The organism is Exiguobacterium sp. s59 (assembly GCF_018617475.1).
Taxonomy (GTDB): domain Bacteria; phylum Bacillota; class Bacilli; order Exiguobacteriales; family Exiguobacteriaceae; genus Exiguobacterium; species Exiguobacterium aestuarii.
Genome location: NZ_JACSKG010000002.1, coordinates 12,823 through 30,037, shown reverse-complemented (window position 1 = coordinate 30,037; position 17,215 = coordinate 12,823). Strand labels below are relative to the sequence as shown.

At 49.0% G+C, this 17,215-nt stretch carries 20 protein-coding genes and 1 riboswitch; of the genes, 6 read left to right on the top strand and 14 right to left on the bottom strand.

The features are described from left to right. Positions 1–37 precede the first annotated feature (37 nt). The 9 genes from KNO91_RS03475 to KNO91_RS03435 form a co-directional block, all read right to left on the bottom strand. A complete protein-coding gene (locus tag KNO91_RS03475) occupies positions 38–517 on the bottom strand; it encodes a hypothetical protein (protein WP_214816166.1) in 480 nt (159 codons plus the stop codon). A gap of 97 nt (positions 518–614) precedes the next feature. After that, on the bottom strand, positions 615–1,244 hold the full coding sequence (locus tag KNO91_RS03470) for an NADPH-dependent FMN reductase (RefSeq protein WP_371816632.1): 630 nt from the start codon (positions 1,242–1,244) through the stop codon (positions 615–617). Beyond that, entirely contained in the window at positions 1,241–2,233 is a 993-nt protein-coding gene (locus KNO91_RS03465; protein ID WP_214816160.1) for a ring-cleaving dioxygenase, read from the bottom strand. Before KNO91_RS03465 ends, KNO91_RS03470 begins: the two co-directional genes overlap by 4 nt. A 27-nt stretch (positions 2,234–2,260) precedes the next feature. Continuing rightward, positions 2,261–2,704, bottom strand: a complete 444-nt coding sequence (locus KNO91_RS03460) for a MarR family winged helix-turn-helix transcriptional regulator (RefSeq protein ID WP_214792407.1) — start codon at positions 2,702–2,704, stop codon at positions 2,261–2,263. A gap of 130 nt (positions 2,705–2,834) precedes the next feature. Beyond that, positions 2,835–3,266: a GNAT family N-acetyltransferase gene (locus KNO91_RS03455; RefSeq protein WP_214816157.1), complete on the bottom strand. Its 432-nt coding sequence runs from the start codon at positions 3,264–3,266 to the stop codon at positions 2,835–2,837. Between the two features lie 11 nt (positions 3,267–3,277). Continuing rightward, on the bottom strand, positions 3,278–4,408 hold the full coding sequence (locus KNO91_RS03450) for a tetratricopeptide repeat protein (protein ID WP_214816154.1): 1,131 nt from the start codon (positions 4,406–4,408) through the stop codon (positions 3,278–3,280). A 50-nt stretch (positions 4,409–4,458) separates the two neighbouring features. Then, complete coding sequence (locus KNO91_RS03445; RefSeq protein WP_214816151.1) at positions 4,459–4,998, bottom strand: ribonuclease FAU-1 family protein; 540 nt, start codon at positions 4,996–4,998, stop codon at positions 4,459–4,461. A gap of 64 nt (positions 4,999–5,062) precedes the next feature. Beyond that, on the bottom strand, positions 5,063–6,115 hold the full coding sequence (locus KNO91_RS03440; protein WP_214816148.1) for a DUF58 domain-containing protein: 1,053 nt from the start codon (positions 6,113–6,115) through the stop codon (positions 5,063–5,065). 2 nt (positions 6,116–6,117) lie between these two features. Beyond that, positions 6,118–7,038, bottom strand: coding sequence for an AAA family ATPase (locus KNO91_RS03435; protein WP_214816144.1), 921 nt, complete (start codon positions 7,036–7,038; stop codon positions 6,118–6,120). A gap of 94 nt (positions 7,039–7,132) precedes the next feature. On the opposite strand from KNO91_RS03435, the gene KNO91_RS03430 reads away from it, so the two are divergent. The 3 genes from KNO91_RS03430 (at position 7,133) to thiW (ending at position 9,329) form a co-directional block, all read left to right on the top strand. Beyond that, the gene (locus KNO91_RS03430; protein WP_214816142.1) at positions 7,133–7,825 is read left to right on the top strand and encodes a hypothetical protein; all 693 of its coding nucleotides are present in this window, start codon (positions 7,133–7,135) and stop codon (positions 7,823–7,825) included. A 73-nt stretch (positions 7,826–7,898) separates the two neighbouring features. Next, positions 7,899–8,639 (top strand): hypothetical protein, encoded by a 741-nt coding sequence (locus KNO91_RS03425; protein WP_214816139.1) that lies wholly within the window; start codon positions 7,899–7,901, stop codon positions 8,637–8,639. A 39-nt stretch (positions 8,640–8,678) separates the two neighbouring features. Then, positions 8,679–8,777: riboswitch (TPP riboswitch) on the top strand. A gap of 66 nt (positions 8,778–8,843) precedes the next feature. After that, the gene (gene thiW, locus KNO91_RS03420; RefSeq protein WP_214792383.1) at positions 8,844–9,329 is read left to right on the top strand and encodes an energy coupling factor transporter S component ThiW; all 486 of its coding nucleotides are present in this window, start codon (positions 8,844–8,846) and stop codon (positions 9,327–9,329) included. Positions 9,330–9,358: 29 nt separating this feature from the next. Here thiW and KNO91_RS03415 read toward each other — a convergent pair whose 3' ends face one another. Then, positions 9,359–9,835, bottom strand: coding sequence for a GNAT family N-acetyltransferase (locus KNO91_RS03415; protein WP_214816136.1), 477 nt, complete (start codon positions 9,833–9,835; stop codon positions 9,359–9,361). Positions 9,836–9,960: 125 nt separating this feature from the next. Between KNO91_RS03415 and KNO91_RS03410 the strand changes: the two genes are divergently transcribed. The 3 genes from KNO91_RS03410 (at position 9,961) to KNO91_RS03400 (ending at position 12,687) form a co-directional block, all read left to right on the top strand. Further along, positions 9,961–10,383, top strand: coding sequence for a VOC family protein (locus KNO91_RS03410; RefSeq protein ID WP_214816133.1), 423 nt, complete (start codon positions 9,961–9,963; stop codon positions 10,381–10,383). Further along, entirely contained in the window at positions 10,383–10,781 is a 399-nt protein-coding gene (locus tag KNO91_RS03405) for a VOC family protein (RefSeq protein WP_214816130.1), read from the top strand. Before KNO91_RS03410 ends, KNO91_RS03405 begins: the two co-directional genes overlap by 1 nt. Before the next feature lie 88 nt (positions 10,782–10,869). Continuing rightward, positions 10,870–12,687, top strand: coding sequence for an LTA synthase family protein (locus tag KNO91_RS03400; RefSeq protein WP_214816127.1), 1,818 nt, complete (start codon positions 10,870–10,872; stop codon positions 12,685–12,687). 35 nt (positions 12,688–12,722) lie between these two features. On the opposite strand, the gene KNO91_RS03395 is transcribed toward KNO91_RS03400, so the two are convergent. From KNO91_RS03395 to KNO91_RS03380, 4 genes are all read right to left on the bottom strand, one after another. Continuing rightward, positions 12,723–13,607, bottom strand: a complete 885-nt coding sequence (locus KNO91_RS03395; RefSeq protein ID WP_214816124.1) for a VOC family protein — start codon at positions 13,605–13,607, stop codon at positions 12,723–12,725. Positions 13,608–13,621: 14 nt separating this feature from the next. Then, positions 13,622–13,906, bottom strand: a complete 285-nt coding sequence (locus KNO91_RS03390; protein ID WP_214816121.1) for a putative quinol monooxygenase — start codon at positions 13,904–13,906, stop codon at positions 13,622–13,624. 103 nt (positions 13,907–14,009) lie between these two features. After that, positions 14,010–16,664 carry an MMPL family transporter gene (locus KNO91_RS03385; RefSeq protein ID WP_214816118.1) on the bottom strand — a complete coding sequence of 885 codons (2,655 nt, stop codon included), beginning with the start codon at positions 16,662–16,664 and terminating at the stop codon, positions 14,010–14,012. A 3-nt stretch (positions 16,665–16,667) separates the two neighbouring features. Further along, entirely contained in the window at positions 16,668–17,111 is a 444-nt protein-coding gene (locus KNO91_RS03380; protein ID WP_078147853.1) for a MarR family winged helix-turn-helix transcriptional regulator, read from the bottom strand. Positions 17,112–17,215 lie beyond the last annotated feature (104 nt).

Sequence of the window (17,215 nt, the reverse complement as noted above, 5' to 3'; positions counted from 1 at the left end):
GAAACCTCCCTAGTTCAGTTTGTCCTTGTTCGTTTCCCTAAAATGCGTTGAATCGAACGAAAAGATCTTGAATGACTCCAATTAGATATACACTCCCCATCGCAACAAGAAGACATCCGATTGGGATGAAAACACTTCTGATTGCAGCTCGTTTCGTCACGTCCATCCGATTGATCAGTCGACGATCGATGAAGAAAAACAGAATGGCTGCGAGAAGACTCAGCCATGACAAGACGAGTCCAAATAAAATATGTAAAGCGAACGAAATGAACCACTGCACGCGATCCGAATTGAATCGCTTCGCTAACCAATCGCTCAACCACGATGTCAAGACGCCATATGTCAATATGACTGGAAAACTATATGCCAGATAAATCGTAAATAATAAAAGGAATCCCGATACACTTTCTAAAAATGAAATTCCCACACGTGTCTGTTTCGTAAATTCAACAATGCTTAACAAAAACGCATAGAGTGGTGAGGCCCAGGAAGCTGCGATGATTTTTCGTGTTACCATCGAATCCCTCCTTTCTTTTCCATTCTCCTCCACTTTAGCGTAATCAACTTGAAAACGCACAAAAACCAGCCTGAATCCAGGCTGGCTGCGCGATTTGTTAATTGTTTGCAACTTCTCCGGCTTTCGTACGGACTGACTGCATCGCTTCCGTCCATAGAAGGAGTTGATCGAGCATATCGTTGACCGATTGTGCTTGAACGTCTTTCGGAGTGAAATGTGTGCCGTTCTCGAAGTCCGTGAATAGGGAGAGTGCAGGATGGACACGTACGTGAGCGATTGACAATTCACTCAAGATGCCACGTAAATGTTCCGTCGCCCGCGCTCCACCGACAGAACCGTATGAGACGATTCCAGCTGCTTTATTCGTCCACTCAAGACGTAAGTAGTCGAGTGCGTTTTTAAGAGATGCTGCGATGGAATGGTTGTATTCTTGGACGATGAAGATGAATCCGTCCATTTGCGCAATTTTCTCCGACCAGGCCGCTGCACCTGATGCGTCTTGACCAGCTTCACCGAGAAGCGGTAAGTTGTAGTCTGCGATATCGATGACTTCATAGTTGGCATCGCCACGTTTGTCGGCGAGCTCCTTCACCCATTCTCCGACTTGCGGGCTGACACGACCTTCACGAGTTGATCCGAGTACGATTCCGATGTTTAACATAGTAGTTCCTCCTTGGTTATGTTGTGACGCATCTGATTTTCCAAACAAACGATTCAAGAAACTCATTTCATGCCCTCATATTCTTTCTCAAATGTTTTCGTGCTTCTGACCGTATCGATTGGTCGTACCATCGCCTCGATTTGCGAACGTTTCGCTTCGAGGAACGGCGGGAGTGACAATTTCTCACCGACCGTCTCATACGGCTCGTCTCCCATGAATCCAGGTCCGTCCGTCGCCCACTCAAACAAGATTTGCGGTGCGACACGTGCATAAGACGATTCAAAGAAGAAGCGGTCGACATAGCCAGAAGTCGGTAAACCGAACTGTTGGAGACGTGCTGTCCATTCATCGAGGACGCTGCGGTCTTCGACACGGAATGCGACATGGTGCACGGTACCGAACCCTTGACGCGCTTGTGGAGATGTCTCGTCATGAATGACGATCACTTGCGCTCCGTTTCCACCTTCACCTCCTTCAAAGAGATAAACATCGCCCTCTCTCCCAATCTCTTTAAATAGCATCACTTGATCCATCACTTGTTTGAAATATGTGATATCTGCAATCCGAATAAAGATTGGACCGAGTCCTGTGATGGCGTACTCAAGCGGGATTGGACCGTTCTTCCATGGCTCGCCCGACGCGATGCCTTCGTTGAACTCATCCGAGATGAGTTGATACGCCTGCTCGTCAAAATCGATGAACGAGAGCGTCTTCTTCCCGAACTGTTCTTGAATCCCTTCGTGCTCGACACCGAGACGGTCGAATCGACGGACCCAATACGTCAACGCTTCATCTGTCGGTACGCGGAATGACGTCTTCGCGATTTCATTTGTTCCGTGCTTACCTTTCGGGATGCCCGGGAAATCGAAGAAGGTCATGTCTGTCCCGGCATTCCCTTTATCGTCTGCAAAAAATAAGTGGTATGTTTGAATGTCGTCCTGGTTGACCGTTTTCTTCACCAAGCGCATGCCCAGAACATGGGTGAAGAAGTCATAATTTTTTTCGGCGCTACTCGTGATCGCCGTGACGTGGTGAATGCCTTTAACGTGATTCATCATTCTCTCTCCTTTTATATCTCGAATTCAAGATACATGATTAAAATTTTTTGCGGCTTCTGCCCGCTTCCCAATTTGTTTCAACTGTTCAATCGTCTCTGTCAGAGATAACCCTTCAAACAATGCGTTCATATGTTCCGTATGCTTCGGGAAAATATCTTGCATCAGGTGTTCTCCGTCATTCGTCAACGCGGCATATGTGATGCGGCGATCGCTCGGACAAGCCTTGCGAATGAGATACCCTTTTTCTTCTAACCGGTCCACGACGTACGTCATGCTCCCGCTCGAGAGAAGGATTTTCTTTCCGATGACTTGAATCGGTTGATCCCCTTTATGATATAAAAACTCGAGTACCGCGAACTCGGTCGCGTTTAATCCGTACGACGCCACTTCCTGTTTCACCAGGTCTTGAAGCGACTGAGAGGCACGCAACAGCACGGTAATCGTTTTTAATGCATCAGACGGTTCCATCTGTCTCCCTCCTTTGTCCAAGAGAGCATTAACTTAAATTCAAATATCTTTAATTCGAGATAAATATATCACGTGACGATTTTGCCGTCAATCGATTTGATTCAAAAAAACAAGGCAGGATTTCCCCGCCTTATTCGCTCCGACGAATCACTGCCATTTCACGACCGAATCGATGGCCTTCATCGACAAATCCTAGGCTTTCATATAGATGATGTGCCGCCTTGTTCTCAGGATGATACCCGACAACGATTGATTTCCCTTCTCCGATTTCTTCAAGCATCAGTTCTGTCGCTTGTCGACCGATTCCTTTACCTTGATGGGCGTGGTCGATCATGATTCGGTAAATCCACCATGCATCCAACTCTTCCGGCTCCGTGTTGTACATGAGGAAGCCGACCATCGTCTCGTCCTCATAAATGGCGCGCGGGTGTAACGTCGGTTCGTACATCGCTTGGAGCAACGAAATCGCATTCGGCTCCATATAAGATTGTTGGTGTTCACTCAATGATAAGTGACAGCATGTATACCAATTTTGTGCATCGATCGGTCGTAATGAAATCATGTCATTCTCCTTTAGTCATATGTTTCGTTCAAATTCCTGGCATAGAACGCGATGGCACGCCGATATCGCGCGATGCTCTCGTCCGGTTTCGGACTTGCGAGCAGCTCAAGTAACGCCCCCGTCGCTTCTTCATGACGACCGACGTTATAGTGCGTCATCGCCTGAAACACTTTGAGCGCCCCATGATCCGGAAAATGTTCAATCGCTTCTGCAAATAACTGTTCCGCTTCCGCGTATCGTCCGAGTGCCCGATACGTACTGCCGAGTCCGAGATATGATTCCGCCAACTCTTCCCCGGTCAACCCGAGTCGGATGGCCCGTTCATAATGCGGTACCGCTTGACGTTCTTCACCGAGCGAGTCATAGCACCACGCACAGTACGCATGTAGCCTCGGATTCTTCTCATCGTTCCGTAAGAGTGACAAGAACAGTTGCTTCGCCTGCTCGAGTTGCCCCTCCTCACGGAGACGGACTGCTCGATTAAAGTCATGATTTTCTGGCACGTCAGTCACCTTCTTCGCGAAATCTTCATCTAACCAAGCTTGTAGTGTTTCGTAATACTTGCCGATATGCACCCCATCGACGAGTGCGTGATGGGCTTGGACGGATAACGGCATGATCAGACGCTCGCCTTGACGTTCAAACTTGCCCCAGGCGATGCGCGGTACGCTGTCATGTTGTTGCTGATGCGTCGGGTGCATGATACTCGTGAACGTGACCCACGGCACACTCGTGATATACAGTAAGTCGTCGGGCTCGTCATCCCCAACCACGACTTCATCAGCAGCTCGCTCCATACGCGTCGTCACTTCCTGTAAGAACGTCGGTAAATCCTCACTGAACGTGGCCGCGCAAAAATTGAAGACATCTTCGTCTAACATGACCGTGAACGATGGGTGGACCACTTCGTGTTCGACGACCGCTTCACCACGGATCCGATAGCGCAATTCCGGAATCGCGTTCGCCGCTTTCACCGCACCGTACAAAAAGAGTTTGAAGAACGATTGATTACTCGCTTTCGCATATGTATAGAGATTTGTCACATCCACGTTCGCCGTCACGTTAAAATGCGGTGCGTCAAACGCTTTGAAAAACTCAAAGTGTTTTCGTCGTGCCCACGTCTCGATTTCAATTTCTTTCATAAAAAACTCCCCCTCCTACGCTCTTACTGTAGCAGAGAGAGTGAATCCACTCATAGCTTTTGTTTTAACTGTTCGTAATGTCCTTTTGCCAAATCAAAGTAGACGAAGTCTCCGCGTTTGATCCGTTCGAGTGTCGCTTCAAACTCACGCCATCCCCGCTCGACTTGTTCAGGTGTCAATTCGCCACTCTCGGTCGCCTCTTCGAACTCATCCTCATCCTTTTTGACGATGTCCCCATTCGGAAACACGAGGATATCGAGCAACAAGTCGTCCATATACGGGATGCCATCCTCTTCTCCGATCCGGTCGACGAGGTCGATATACCACTGCACGATTTCACCTTCTGGATTGATCATCGCCGTCACACCGAACGGTTCATTGTCCGGGAAATATTGGAGCCAACTAAAACCGGCATCCGCCACAATAAATTCTTCCCCTTTATGTTTTTTATATAGTGGCGCTCGAACCTCATCGATTTGGAATAAAGCAACCACCCCTGAAAATTGTTCCGTCTGAACGCGTTCTTGCGCATAACGGTTCTTTAAAATTCGCTCCCAGTCTCGTCGATTCGCATACTTCCGTTTTGCCATATGGATCTCTCCCTTTCGGTCATCTCTGTATGATACAGTTCGCCAGAAGAAGGAAAGTTCCTTGTTAGTCGTACAGGTTATGCTGATTGAACCAGACGAGATGGCTTTGTTTCAAACGTTTCCGTTCAACCATTCGGACGAACGCGTCTGTCGAGATGAAACGATTCCCGGGATGAAGGTCGGCCAGCAACATGAGAATGATCCGTGTCCCCCGTTCCCCTTCCTGAAGGGAGAGATGCTCCATCTTTCCTTCGCCATTGAAGCGATTGATGAACAGTTCGACTTTACACTCTTCTTTTAAGAGTCGGGTCGTCACGTACGCGACTTGGCTGATGATCGACTCAAAATCGTGATGCAACGTATAGCCGGACGGTCCACTCAAATCGACTGCGAACGTGAACGTATCGAGCGATGTCTTTTGAAAGACTTTCGACTGAACACGTCCAAGCTTCGCCGTCGCGACCCAGTCAATCTCCTTGACCGGTTCTCCTTCATAAGGCTTTGAACCTAGAATCTGTAATGGATTCCGTAGAGGCGATGCGGTCAAAGGACGGTCACCGAGTGCTAATCGTTTCGTACCGACCGGAGGATGTAACGTGAGGGACGGCAGCACCGTCCACCGTTTCTCGATGGAACACTCAAGAAGATACGTCCCGAGATGAAACGGGAGCGTCACAGCGAGTACACACTCTTCGATATAAGCTGGTCCCCGAAATTCGGCCTGAACGCGGAGCGAGTGACGGGCCTGATCCGTCCGTAACGTCATATCTAAACTATTTGGGGAGCGATCGTGGTCTGGAAAGCTAAGCGCTGTATTGGATTTCAGACGAACGCGAACCGGAAGCCCGAGTCGTTCGAGGGTTTCACTTCCGTCTAGCATCACTTGCACTTCCGCCTCATCCCCAACAAAGAGAAGAGATTCGTGTGTATGTATATGAAGACGAAGGGCTCGCTCTAACTGTTTCCGCGTCCGTTCGAAGAACCAGACGATGCCCGCAAGTAAACAGAGGGCATATCCGACAATCTCCATGTACGGGACGAATACGAGAATCACCCCAGCGAATCCATAGACCGGAATCCATTGTTTCTGTAGGGCGTTATGTGTCGAGAACGTCATCGTCAACCCTCGACCGGCACAGAAACGGTGTCTAAGATGTAACGGATGATATCCTGTTTCGTCGATTTGATGCCTCCTTCAAGCGTCAACGTCAGGCGATGGGCCAATACATAAGGTGCCACGGCTTTCACATCTTCCGGAATGACATACAATCGATTATGGAGATAGGCGTAACTTTGAGAAGCCCGCATGAGCGCGATGGCTCCGCGTGGACTGACACCGACCTCGACGGATTGGTGTTCTCGTGTCGCATGGACGAGCCCGAGTAAATAATCGAGGACGTCATCTTGAATCGATACTTGCTTCACTTCCTCCTGGGCGTGACGTAACTCGTCTAACGTCGCGACCGCCTCCACGGTTTTCCGTGTTTGACGCATCACTTGTAAGAGCAGCTCTCGCTCTTCGGCGACATCAGGGTAACCGACCGGAATCGAAATCAAGAAGCGGTCGAGCTGGGCATCCGGTAACGGGAACGTCCCTGCCGATTCGATCGGGTTTTGCGTCGCGATGACGAAAAATGGTTTCGGCATCGGATATGTCTCTCCCCCGATGGAGACTTGCCGCTCTTCCATCGCCTCGAGCAAGGCGGACTGCGTCCGTGGAACCGCTCGGTTGATTTCATCGATCAAGACGATATTCGCAAAGATCGGTCCTTGTCGATGGTCGAACTTCTGCGTCTGCATGTTGAAGTAATCTGCGCCAATCACGTCAGACGGTAACAAGTCGGCCGTGAACTGAATCCGAGAAAACGCTCCGTCGAAGCTAGCTGCAATCGTCTTGGCAAGTAACGTTTTTCCCGTACCGGGTACATCCTCTAACAAAATGTGTCCTTCCGCGAGTAACGCCGTACAACAGAGCAGTACGACATCCTCTTTTCCTAAATACACCTCGTTCAACTGTTTGATGACCTGCTCCATGCCCATATGACGACCTCCATTTTTTGTCTTAATCAAACTTTACCTTTTTATGGTAAGATAAACAACAAATAGTCTGAACATTCAAAAAGGAGGTGTCCTCTTGCGTTGGACGAACAAGTTTCTTCTCATGATTTCCACCACACTTCTGATCACCTTCACGATGATGGTAATCACGACGAGTGTATTCGAGTGGCTCTATAATCCGGAAACGATACCGGTCGAGGAAAATAACAGTCCTCCGACGGATTTCATATCAGATGAAGACAGTAAGCTTTTAATGGATGAATCTAAAGCAGATTACCCGTTTAAATTGGACCCCCAAAAAGGAAAAATAAAACCACTCGATAAATTGACAGGCTCTGGAGAATACATACGACGAAATCTCGGGTTATTCGTCGCTTTGCTTGCGCTTTGTTGCCTGTCCTTTTATATCTATCGGAAACGGAAGCAACGTTTGGCGCGCGCACGAGATCATGCTGATTCAAGCACAGACCCGCTTATCGAATCGCTACAACACGAGAACGCTTCGTCCGTCTCAACGCTCACAGCGTTCACGAACGTCCCAATTCGTGATGCGCTAATCATATTCAATCAATCTCTCGTTCCAACTAAGCGATTGCGTGCTCATGAGACATTGCAAGAGTGGTTCCAACGCATCGATTTACCGATGAACCTGTCCATTTATCATGCGGTTCGCTACGGTACCTCCTCAGGCGTGACGATTTCTGAAGAAGATACGCTCCACTTCAAGAGCACACTCGATCACTACGCGACACGTCCTCACCCCGAGTGAGAATGTGCACAGGTTCTGCTTTTTCATCATGAATGATAAAATGGTGGAAAATGTCAGTTAAGGGGATGAAATCATGAGACGATGGGCGATGTTCGGATTAAGTGCACTTTTACTCACAGGTTGTACGGATACGGTGGCAGACAATCCGATCCCAATCGAATCACCCGATGAACCCATCACCGAATGGACACGTGAAGACTTTAAAGACGTCTATGACCAATATGAACAAACACAACCGCTCCTTGCTGCGCTCGAGCAACAAGGCATCAAACCGTTCCGTGAGACGTTCGAACGCGTCATCATTGCCGGGAACGGTCTCGAACACACATATGCGGATATTTATCCGTTCAAACTCGATGACGGAACGTACGCTACGGTATTCGACAGTCAGGATGGAACATTAATCAACGGTTCCGAATCGGTCGCTCCACTCTTTTGGCAAGAAGAGTCCTTCTTTCAATATGTTGAAGAGATTGAGAATCGGAAATTCGGCACAAGTGCCCCACCTACCGATGTCGTCCTCACACACGATGAATTCCAATCGGTCTATGACCGGCATGCCTACACGTCAGCCCTCCTCGTTGAACTCGATGAAGCGGGCGTCGAGCTCGCACGGGAACCAATTGATGATGTGATCGTCGCCGGCAACGGCGTGACCGAAGTCACTGTCGACTTATTCGTATTTGATGTCGAAGGCGGGTATGCCATCGTATATGATCAGGATGGAGAAATTTTAAAAGGTCCCGAATCCATCTCACCGCTCTTTTGGAACGAGAAGGACTATGAGGACCTGTTAGCCAAGTATGAGGGGTAATTCCGTCCCCTTCCAATTTATGCTATACTCAAACCAATAAACGACCACTAGGGGAGCCCTCGGGCTGAGACGGCATTTGCCGGACCCTTTGAACCTGATCTGGCTCATACCAGCGTAGGGAAGTGGCTTGGGATACGTCTCTGTATGTCCACGCCATTTTTCCGTCTGGAAACGTGGCGTTTTTATTTTGAAAGGAGACTATTCATGCGTATTCAACAACTCACTTGGATGGCAATGCTCGTTGCCATCGCCGTCGTCGGCTCGATGTTCATCTCGATTCCCACAGGTGTCGCTCGCGCTTATCCGATTCAACACATGGTGAACGTGATCGCCGCAGTCACCGTCGGTCCGATCGGAGCCGTTCTCGTCGCTTTCGTCACAGGACTCATTCGCGTCATGACTGGGACCGGGTCACTGCTCGCATTCCCTGGCGGCATGATCGGTGCGTGTCTTGCCGGCATCTTCTTCGTTCGCACGAACCGTCTCTATGCTGCCGCTCTCGGAGAAATCATCGGAACTGGTGTCATCGCCTCGTTGATTGCCGTTCCGTACGCGAAACTGTTAATGGGTTCAACGTTCGGCGCCTTCTTCTTCGTGCCGGCGTTCCTTGCTTCTAGTTTGACGGGAGCGCTTCTCGGTTGGCTCGTTTTGTCGCGCGTGAAACAGTTGCGACCAAGTGTCCTCAAATAACAAATTGTTGATCCGAGAACCCGACCGACTCATGACGGTCGGGTTTTTGTGTGATAGACCCAAATCGCTTCGTCGTTCCATTCATCGATTAAGCCGCTGTCGACAAAGCCGTTCTTCGCATAAAATCGTTTCGCCGCTTCATTCTCTGGATGAAGGCTCAGGATGATATCATCCACGTCGTACTCTGTCTGAATCCAGTCCACCGCCATGCGTAGGCACTTCGTTCCAACGCCTTTCCCCTGTTCATGTTGACCAATCATGAAGCGGTCGAGCCATACATAACGTTCTGTCTGGTTTTCCGCTCCGACCATCATGAAGCCAACCGGTCGCTCGCCTTCATAGAATGCATAGCTCCGCCAATTGTATTTCGTATCCTCAGCCATCTCTTGAAGCGACTCGGAATTTGTCTCGATGAATCGGGATTGTTTCTCGTCCACTGTCAGGGCGATGACCGCCTCTCGATTGACTGCATCAATCGATTGAATCGTGAATTCATTTCCTTTCATGCTTTCACCTCGTTGATTTCTATCTTTCTCTATCTTCCATACGCTTGCTCCCATAAAAAGTTTCTTCCCCCGTATCTTCGAGACCATGCATTCGCTACACTAATAAGAGAAAGGGAGGTTATCATATGTTTCGAATCGGAAGTATCTTCATTCCCGTATCAGATGTCGAACAGTCTCTGAACTGGTATACCACTTATTTTCATGCCCAAGAAATCGGGCGCTGGGAAGGAGGAATAGGGATTTGTCTGCCAGACGGTTCGACTCAACTCGGATTGATCCAGACCTCGTCACCGCAACCCGCAACATTTAAAGATGCATCCGGACAAGCCCATGTCTATTTCAACGTCATCTGTGAGGACATTCAGTTCACGTATCAATCGTTCGAACAAGCAGGATTGATCGCGACACCGCTTCACGATTTCGGAGGCATGTCTTACTTTGACGTACGAGACCCGGATGGACATACGATCAGTCTCATCTCGGAAGATGTGACTTCCCCGTTCCACCGCAACCGAGTGAACGACCTCCAAACGAAAGGAAAGTCCTGATGAAACAAATTCACCATATTTGTATCCAAACACCAGATTATGCCGCATCGAAGTCATTTTACGAAGCGCTCGGTTTTGAACTCGTCCAAGAGTCACCAAACTTCCATACGCGTGACTTCAATAGTTGGCTCAAGCTCGGTGATTTTTATATCGAGCTACAGACCGCCAAAGCCGATGAAGCGTTACAAGACTATTCGAAACACGCGGCCGGTCCCGTCCATTTTGCCCTCTATGTGGATGACCTCGAAGCGGAAGTCGCACGACTCGAACAACTTGGTGTCACGTTCTTACCGAAGCACGGTGGGAACATCTACTTCGTCGTCGATGGACATTTAAGTAAACTAAAAGCACCTGAAGGAACCATCATTGAACTGCGTGATACGTTTCTGATCAACTGAGGCCGATGTGCCTCTTTTTTGTTGGACACATCTTCACGTTTCCCTCACTCGTCTCATCGGGAATGGGTATGAAAAGGATGTGTTGTTCATGATCAAATATCTCGATTATTGGAGCTACTTATCACTCTCTCTGGCAAAGCTCTTCTTCTTTAGCTGGTTGACCGCGACGGCGTTCGACTTCTCATTCTTCCTCATCAATTTGGCGACGATTTTGCTCCTGACAAGTTGGGCACTCGCCGTGTCTTACCCAATTCGTCGATGGATTTTATACGTTTCTTTGTTTTTACATAGTACTTTGCTCGTCTCGGACGTCTGGTACTATCGCTATTTCGAGGACTTATTATCCGTCGCCTTACTGTCCGACATTGGACAGATGGGAGACGTCGGTGGAGGCTTCTTGACGCTCATTCGTCCAATCGACGCTTTCTTCTTCATCGATCTCATCATCTACGGTTTGATTTTACGTTATATGAAACGTCATCCTGTCCGTGAAAGGAAACGGCACGGAAGACGATTGGCGCTCGCTGGCTTCACACTCGGATTTCTACTTTTCACGATTCCGCTCACCCTCAGTTATCAGCGCGGGGAAAAATGGATTGCAGACGACCCAATCTCCAACATGCGTGAATATTATCATCTCGGTTTTTGGGGCTATCACGCAATGGACGTTGCACGAGGTGTCGATCGCGCTATGGGATGGGACGAGGGACTGACCGACGAGGAGCGTTCTCAAATCCAAGCACTCTCTTACCAAGAATTAAGTGCTCCGAGCCCGGATACGAATGTCATCGTCTTACAACTCGAATCGTTCCAAACATCTGTCATCGATCAACAAATCAACGGACAGGAATTGACTCCGAATTTGAACCGATTGCGACGTGACATGCTCTATTTCCCGAACGTGTATCATCAGACGCATGAGGGGCGGACATCCGATGCGGAGTTCATCGTCAACACGTCACTCTATCCTGTCAAATCCGGTTCCGTCTACACGCGTTTCCCGGGAAATCAATTCAGTGCGCTCTCTCAATCATTGAACGAGGCGGGCTACGATACGGCAGCGATGCACTCATTCCGTAAAGACTTTTGGAATCGAGATGATTTTTATGACAACATCGGATTCAATCATTTCTTTAGCGACAAAGACTACCCCGACCAAGGCATCATCGGGATGGCACTCAACGATCAAGATTTCTTGAATACGTCAGTCGGATTTATGGAAGAGTTGAATGAACCGTTCTATGCGTTTTTAGTCGCATTGACGAGTCATACGCCGTATGACATTCCGGAGGACGAGAAACGATTGGACCTGTCAGAAATTGACGACCCGCTTCTCGAAAACTATTACCATACCGTCCATTTCGTCGACGCGGCGGTCGGTCAGTTCATCGAACGATTGAAAGAAGAAGGGCTGTGGGATGAGACGCTTCTCGTTATGTATGGTGACCACGATAGCGGTCTGACGGCACCTGGAGAAGAAATGGCCACCATCGAAGGAGTAGACTCGACGGTTGACGCGTTTCAACTCGACCGTGCTGTTCCTCTCTTCATCAAACCGTCTGGATTAACGACAGGAGAAGTCATTGAGGCAAGCGGTGGACAAATTGATATCGCGCCGACGATTCTCGATTTACTTGGGATCTCTCCGGCGTATATGCTTGGCGACTCCCTCTTGAATGATACGCCGAATCTGACCGTATTTCGGACGGGCGCTTTCCGATACGAAGACCATTACTATGAACCAGACTTGACCAAACGTTCTGGTAGCGGCACATGCTACTCCGTCGAGACAGAAAAACCGGTCGCATTCGAGCGATGCGCTCCTTACATCGATCGTGCGGCCAGCCAGCTCCGTCTCTCAGATACCATCATCGAGAAGGACGCACTCTCGCAAATGAACCCATGAACAAGCTCCCGAGCTATTTGTCTCGGGAGCTTTGTTTAGTATGCTTGACGCAATGTTGCGATATCGAGCTTTTTCATGGGCAGACATGCCTGTACGACCTGTTCAATCTGCTCTTGCGACCCGACCGTCATCATCTCTTCCATTTCCCACGGAATGATTTGCCACGAGACGCCATAGCGATCTTTCAGCCACCCACACTCCTCTGCTTCCGGTACAGCCGATAACTGTTCCCAATACGCATCGACTTCGTCTTGTGTCTCACAAAAAGCGATGAGCGACTGTGTTTCGTTAAATGAAAACATATGATTTTCATTACTGTCCATCACAACAAATTCTCGACCAGACAAGACGAAGCGGGCATAGTTGATTTTCCCGTCGAGCTCGTCGCCGTCTTCCTCCGTATATCGTACGGTGTGTCCGTCCAGTACATATGAATCTTTGAAAATGGAAATCCAATCGTTCATCGCCGCTTCGGCGCGACCGAACGCTTCTTTGACAAACAATAAGCATGGCGTCACGAGCTGAATGTCCATCCCGCCATCATGCATGATTTGCCAAGAAACCCCGTAGCGGTCCTGCAACCACCCATAACGCTGACTGAAGTCGTACGTGTCTAATGGAATCAAGATATCCGCTCCGTCAGATAATCGTTCCCACAACGCATTGATTTCTTCCGTCGTCGGGAGCGATACCATGTAGGAAATAGACGGATTTCGTTCTTGCGTCGTCCCTCCCCCGAGTAACTGAAAGAACTGTCCAGCGAGCGATAACGTCACAATCGTCGTCTCGCCTGCGGGTGAACTTGAAAATCTTGTCGTATAGTCGACAAATGAATCTGGAAAGATGGATACATACCACTCGGCAATCTCTTCAACGTCCTGTTCAAACCAAATACACGGAATCACGGGTTGCGTAATCATGAGAAAGTCTCCTTTCAGACTTCATGCAAACGATAGACTTCACGCTCAGCAAGAAGCTCCCCGGCTTCATCCCGATATGCCTGATAGTGCGACGAATGGATGTGGTGATCGAGTGCCTCTTCGTCTTTATACTTCTCATAAAAAACAAACGTTCCCGGTGCATCGATTGCTTCGTGAAGAACGTAAGCGAGACATCCTTCTTCCGCTCTCGATGGTGGAATCACACGATGCAACGCATCACGTAACGCCTCTTCTTTTCCGGGATGGGCTTTCAAGATTGCAGTAATGACGATTTCCATACCATATTCCTCCTTAGATGATCGACCTGCCTTTCTGTTCCCGAATCCACCACATTCTATCCCAAAAAACGGATATCTCATTATACGAGACATCCGCTTCTACTTAAGACTTTTTCTTTTGTCGGAATGGCCACCAGACACCATCGCCAAATGAAATCGTAATGGCTGGAATCAAGAGTGGTAACACAATCAATCCGTACAATAGTAAACCAGTGATGACAATCGTCGCAATCTGGACGAGACTGAGCACGCCTGATGGAATCATGGCGCCGAACGTCCCGGCGAGGATGACCGCGGCGGTCATAATCACGGTACCCATCTTCGTCATCGAATAGATGAGTGCATCACGTACCGTCTTCCCATTGATTGTTTCTTCTCGGAATCGATCTAAAAGGAAAATCGAATAGTCGATCCCAAGAGCGATCAACATGACAAATCCAAAGAACGGAACGGCCCAGCTAATTCCGTCATAGCCAAGTCCTTCTACAAAGATCAGCTCCGTAATCGCCGCCGACGTATAATACGTCAAGAGAAGCGAAGCAATCATATAGAGTGGCATGATCATCGAGCGGAACAATGCCGTCAAGACGATGAATAACGTCACGAGCATGATGGCTACCGTTCGATTGAAATCGTTCGTTGACGTCTCATTCAAATCGCTGTTGATGCTTGAGATACCCGCATACCCGATGGTCGCATCTGCATACGGCGTCCTCGTGACAGCACGATCCATCGTCTCTTTAATTGTCTCGACGACATCAATCGCTTCTGGTGAATAAGGATCCATCTCGAGTACGACTTCGAGCTGAGTCGCTGTCTCTTCATCAAAGAAGTAGCGTTCGACGGCAGGTGAGAACGCATCTGACGTGAGCGTCCCCTCCGGAAGATAGACACCCGTCTCACGAAGTGAATCTGCTTCACTCAGCTGTTGTAAGAACGAAACCGCCTCGCCAAGACCGGACTCGATTTGCCCTAGCCCATCGTTCGCTTCACCTACACCTGTCGCGAGTTGTGATAACCCGTTACCAAGTTCACCGACTTGAGAACCTTGTGCATTTAATGCGGACGCCGCTTCATTGATGCCCGATTCGATTTGTGTAAGACCCGCCGATACTTGACCGAGTTGTCCGACGGCAGCTGGAATGTTTTGAGTCGCTGTCAATCCTTGTCCAATCAAACCAAGTTGACCATTTAACTGATTTAGCCCCGCTGCTGCTTCTGCAAGCGGTGCCCCGGCATTGGTTGAACCGCTTGGCAACTGTCCAACGACCGCGTTCAGACCCTGCTCGATTTCGTCTAATCCGGCCTGTACATCACCGAGACCCGTCTGTGCTTCAGACAAGCCTTCACTGAGTTCGCCGAGCTGCGTGTCTACATAGAAATCATCGATGACTTCGCCAGTCGGACGTGTGAGGGCACGCACCCCGCTCACCCCATCTACTTTTTCAAGCTCGCTTGCGAACATTTCAATGTATGGGACTTCTGATTCTGTAATGGCTTGATCTTGTTTCAAAATGACTTGTACCGGAAGGGATTCCCCTTGACCGAACCCTTCAGAAATCAAATTCAGTCCACGTACCGAATCGTACCCGTCTCCAATCTCATCGACCGTATTGAACGAACGGGCATCGTCATATGTGAATAAGACAGGCACCGTAATCAATCCGACGACTAAAATCGAGACGAACGGACGATTAACCGACAATCGGCTCAATCCAGCCCAAAGCTTGCTGTCATGATGCTCGCCCGCTTTTTTCGATGGCCAAAACAGCCGTTGTTTGAGTGTCGCCATAAAGAACGGAACGACTGTGAAGAGAATCAACAGCAACACCGCAATCCCGACCGCGACAGCGACCGCCGATTTAAAGATCGGGAAGTCAGCAAATCCGATGGCAGCAAAACCGACGAAGACGGCGAGCCCACTGATGAGGACCGTCCGTCCTGCCGTCTTGTACGTATTGACGATTGCGTCTTCAATCGAATGCCCCGCGCTCAGCTCTTCTTTATATCGGCTAAGAAGCAGGATACAGTAGTCTGTCCCAATCCCAAACAAGATGGCCACGAGGAATATTTGTGTATAATTCGATACCGGGAATCCGAACCAATCCACGAAGAACGCGACGAACGATTGACTCAATAAATACGTAAACCCGACCGCAATGAGCGGGATGAATGGGGTCACAATTGAACGGAACACGAGGAGTAGTAACCCAAAGATCAACACGACCGTGATAATCTCCGTCTTTTTCAATCCTTCTTGGGCACTCAAGTTCACATCATTGTTAATGATTTCTTCCCCTGTGATATATACCGTCTCGTCCTGAGGAAGCACATTTTCCCGCACGTCATCGGCAAACGCATTGATTTCTTCTGTCGTACCTTCGACCGTGATCGGAACGAGGACAATCTGTCCGTCTTCTGAGACAAGCTGAGCCTCTGTCTCCTCACTTTCAAACGGATCGAGAACATCGGTCACGACCGTTTCACTCTGTCTAAGCTCTTCGATGACACGAGCGACATCGGTTCGCTCTGCTTCGCCAATCGACTCGAACTCGTAGACGAGGGAAATGGTTTTGTCACTCTTCCCGGCTTCATCTAAAATCGCTTGTGCCCGCTGTGAGTCCATATCGTCTGCAAGTTGGAAACTACCTGCTTCTTCTGCTTGCTTCGTTAAGTTCGGCGCCGCGACAAACAGGGCTGCCGTCAATACGATGAGGGAAATGAAGATGCCCCAACGCCATTGAATGATTTTATGCACGTGTTATTCCTCCCCAATTCGGAGCAATTGTTTTATTTTTCGGAACGTCCGAACAAACTGCTCAATTTCAATTTCGTCTACTTCTCCATCGATGAGGGATTCCACATATCGATAGACGGCACCGTCCACTTCTTCGACGAGCCGCTTTCCTTCCGGGGTCAATTCAATCAATCGTTCGCGTTGGTCTTGTCCTCGCCGACTCGTGACAAGTCCTTTTTCGACCAACTTTTTCAGGCGATTCGAGACCGCGCTTTTGTGGACGCCTTGTTTTTGCGCAAGTTGCCCAGCAGGAGTGGGCCCAAATTGATCGAGTAACTTCAATAGTTGGAGCTGTTCGCGCGAATACTCGCGCCATACGTCCCCTTCCATCGCTTCGATGACATGCTCCGTCCCATGGAACATCACTTCTTCAAACAACTGCACCGCTTCACGCATCAATGCTTTCATTTTTAGTTTACCCCCTAAACTAGATGGTTATAGTTTATGCCCTAAACTAAATAACGTCAAATAAAAAGACCGATTAGGTAACCCTATCGGCGCAACATATCAGT

What these genes read in the sequence shown, in the direction of transcription:
- KNO91_RS03415 (WP_214816136.1), bottom strand. Translation starts at nt 9,835, where the DNA reads ATGAAAGGAAATGAATTCACGATTCAATCGATTGATGCAGTCAATCGA.
- KNO91_RS03400 (WP_214816127.1), top strand. Translation starts at nt 10,870, where the DNA reads ATGATCAAATATCTCGATTATTGGAGCTACTTATCACTCTCTCTGGCA.
- KNO91_RS03410 (WP_214816133.1), top strand. Translation starts at nt 9,961, where the DNA reads ATGTTTCGAATCGGAAGTATCTTCATTCCCGTATCAGATGTCGAACAG.
- KNO91_RS03465 (WP_214816160.1), bottom strand. Translation starts at nt 2,233, where the DNA reads ATGAATCACGTTAAAGGCATTCACCACGTCACGGCGATCACGAGTAGC.
- KNO91_RS03425 (WP_214816139.1), top strand. Translation starts at nt 7,899, where the DNA reads ATGAGACGATGGGCGATGTTCGGATTAAGTGCACTTTTACTCACAGGT.
- KNO91_RS03390 (WP_214816121.1), bottom strand. Translation starts at nt 13,906, where the DNA reads ATGGAAATCGTCATTACTGCAATCTTGAAAGCCCATCCCGGAAAAGAA.
- thiW (WP_214792383.1), top strand. Translation starts at nt 8,844, where the DNA reads ATGCGTATTCAACAACTCACTTGGATGGCAATGCTCGTTGCCATCGCC.
- KNO91_RS03455 (WP_214816157.1), bottom strand. Translation starts at nt 3,266, where the DNA reads ATGATTTCATTACGACCGATCGATGCACAAAATTGGTATACATGCTGT.
- KNO91_RS03405 (WP_214816130.1), top strand. Translation starts at nt 10,383, where the DNA reads ATGAAACAAATTCACCATATTTGTATCCAAACACCAGATTATGCCGCA.
- KNO91_RS03460 (WP_214792407.1), bottom strand. Translation starts at nt 2,704, where the DNA reads ATGGAACCGTCTGATGCATTAAAAACGATTACCGTGCTGTTGCGTGCC.
- KNO91_RS03380 (WP_078147853.1), bottom strand. Translation starts at nt 17,111, where the DNA reads ATGAAAGCATTGATGCGTGAAGCGGTGCAGTTGTTTGAAGAAGTGATG.
- KNO91_RS03395 (WP_214816124.1), bottom strand. Translation starts at nt 13,607, where the DNA reads ATGATTACGCAACCCGTGATTCCGTGTATTTGGTTTGAACAGGACGTT.
- KNO91_RS03450 (WP_214816154.1), bottom strand. Translation starts at nt 4,408, where the DNA reads ATGAAAGAAATTGAAATCGAGACGTGGGCACGACGAAAACACTTTGAG.
- KNO91_RS03440 (WP_214816148.1), bottom strand. Translation starts at nt 6,115, where the DNA reads ATGACGTTCTCGACACATAACGCCCTACAGAAACAATGGATTCCGGTC.
- KNO91_RS03475 (WP_214816166.1), bottom strand. Translation starts at nt 517, where the DNA reads ATGGTAACACGAAAAATCATCGCAGCTTCCTGGGCCTCACCACTCTAT.
- KNO91_RS03435 (WP_214816144.1), bottom strand. Translation starts at nt 7,038, where the DNA reads ATGGGCATGGAGCAGGTCATCAAACAGTTGAACGAGGTGTATTTAGGA.
- KNO91_RS03445 (WP_214816151.1), bottom strand. Translation starts at nt 4,998, where the DNA reads ATGGCAAAACGGAAGTATGCGAATCGACGAGACTGGGAGCGAATTTTA.
- KNO91_RS03470 (WP_371816632.1), bottom strand. Translation starts at nt 1,244, where the DNA reads ATGAGTTTCTTGAATCGTTTGTTTGGAAAATCAGATGCGTCACAACAT.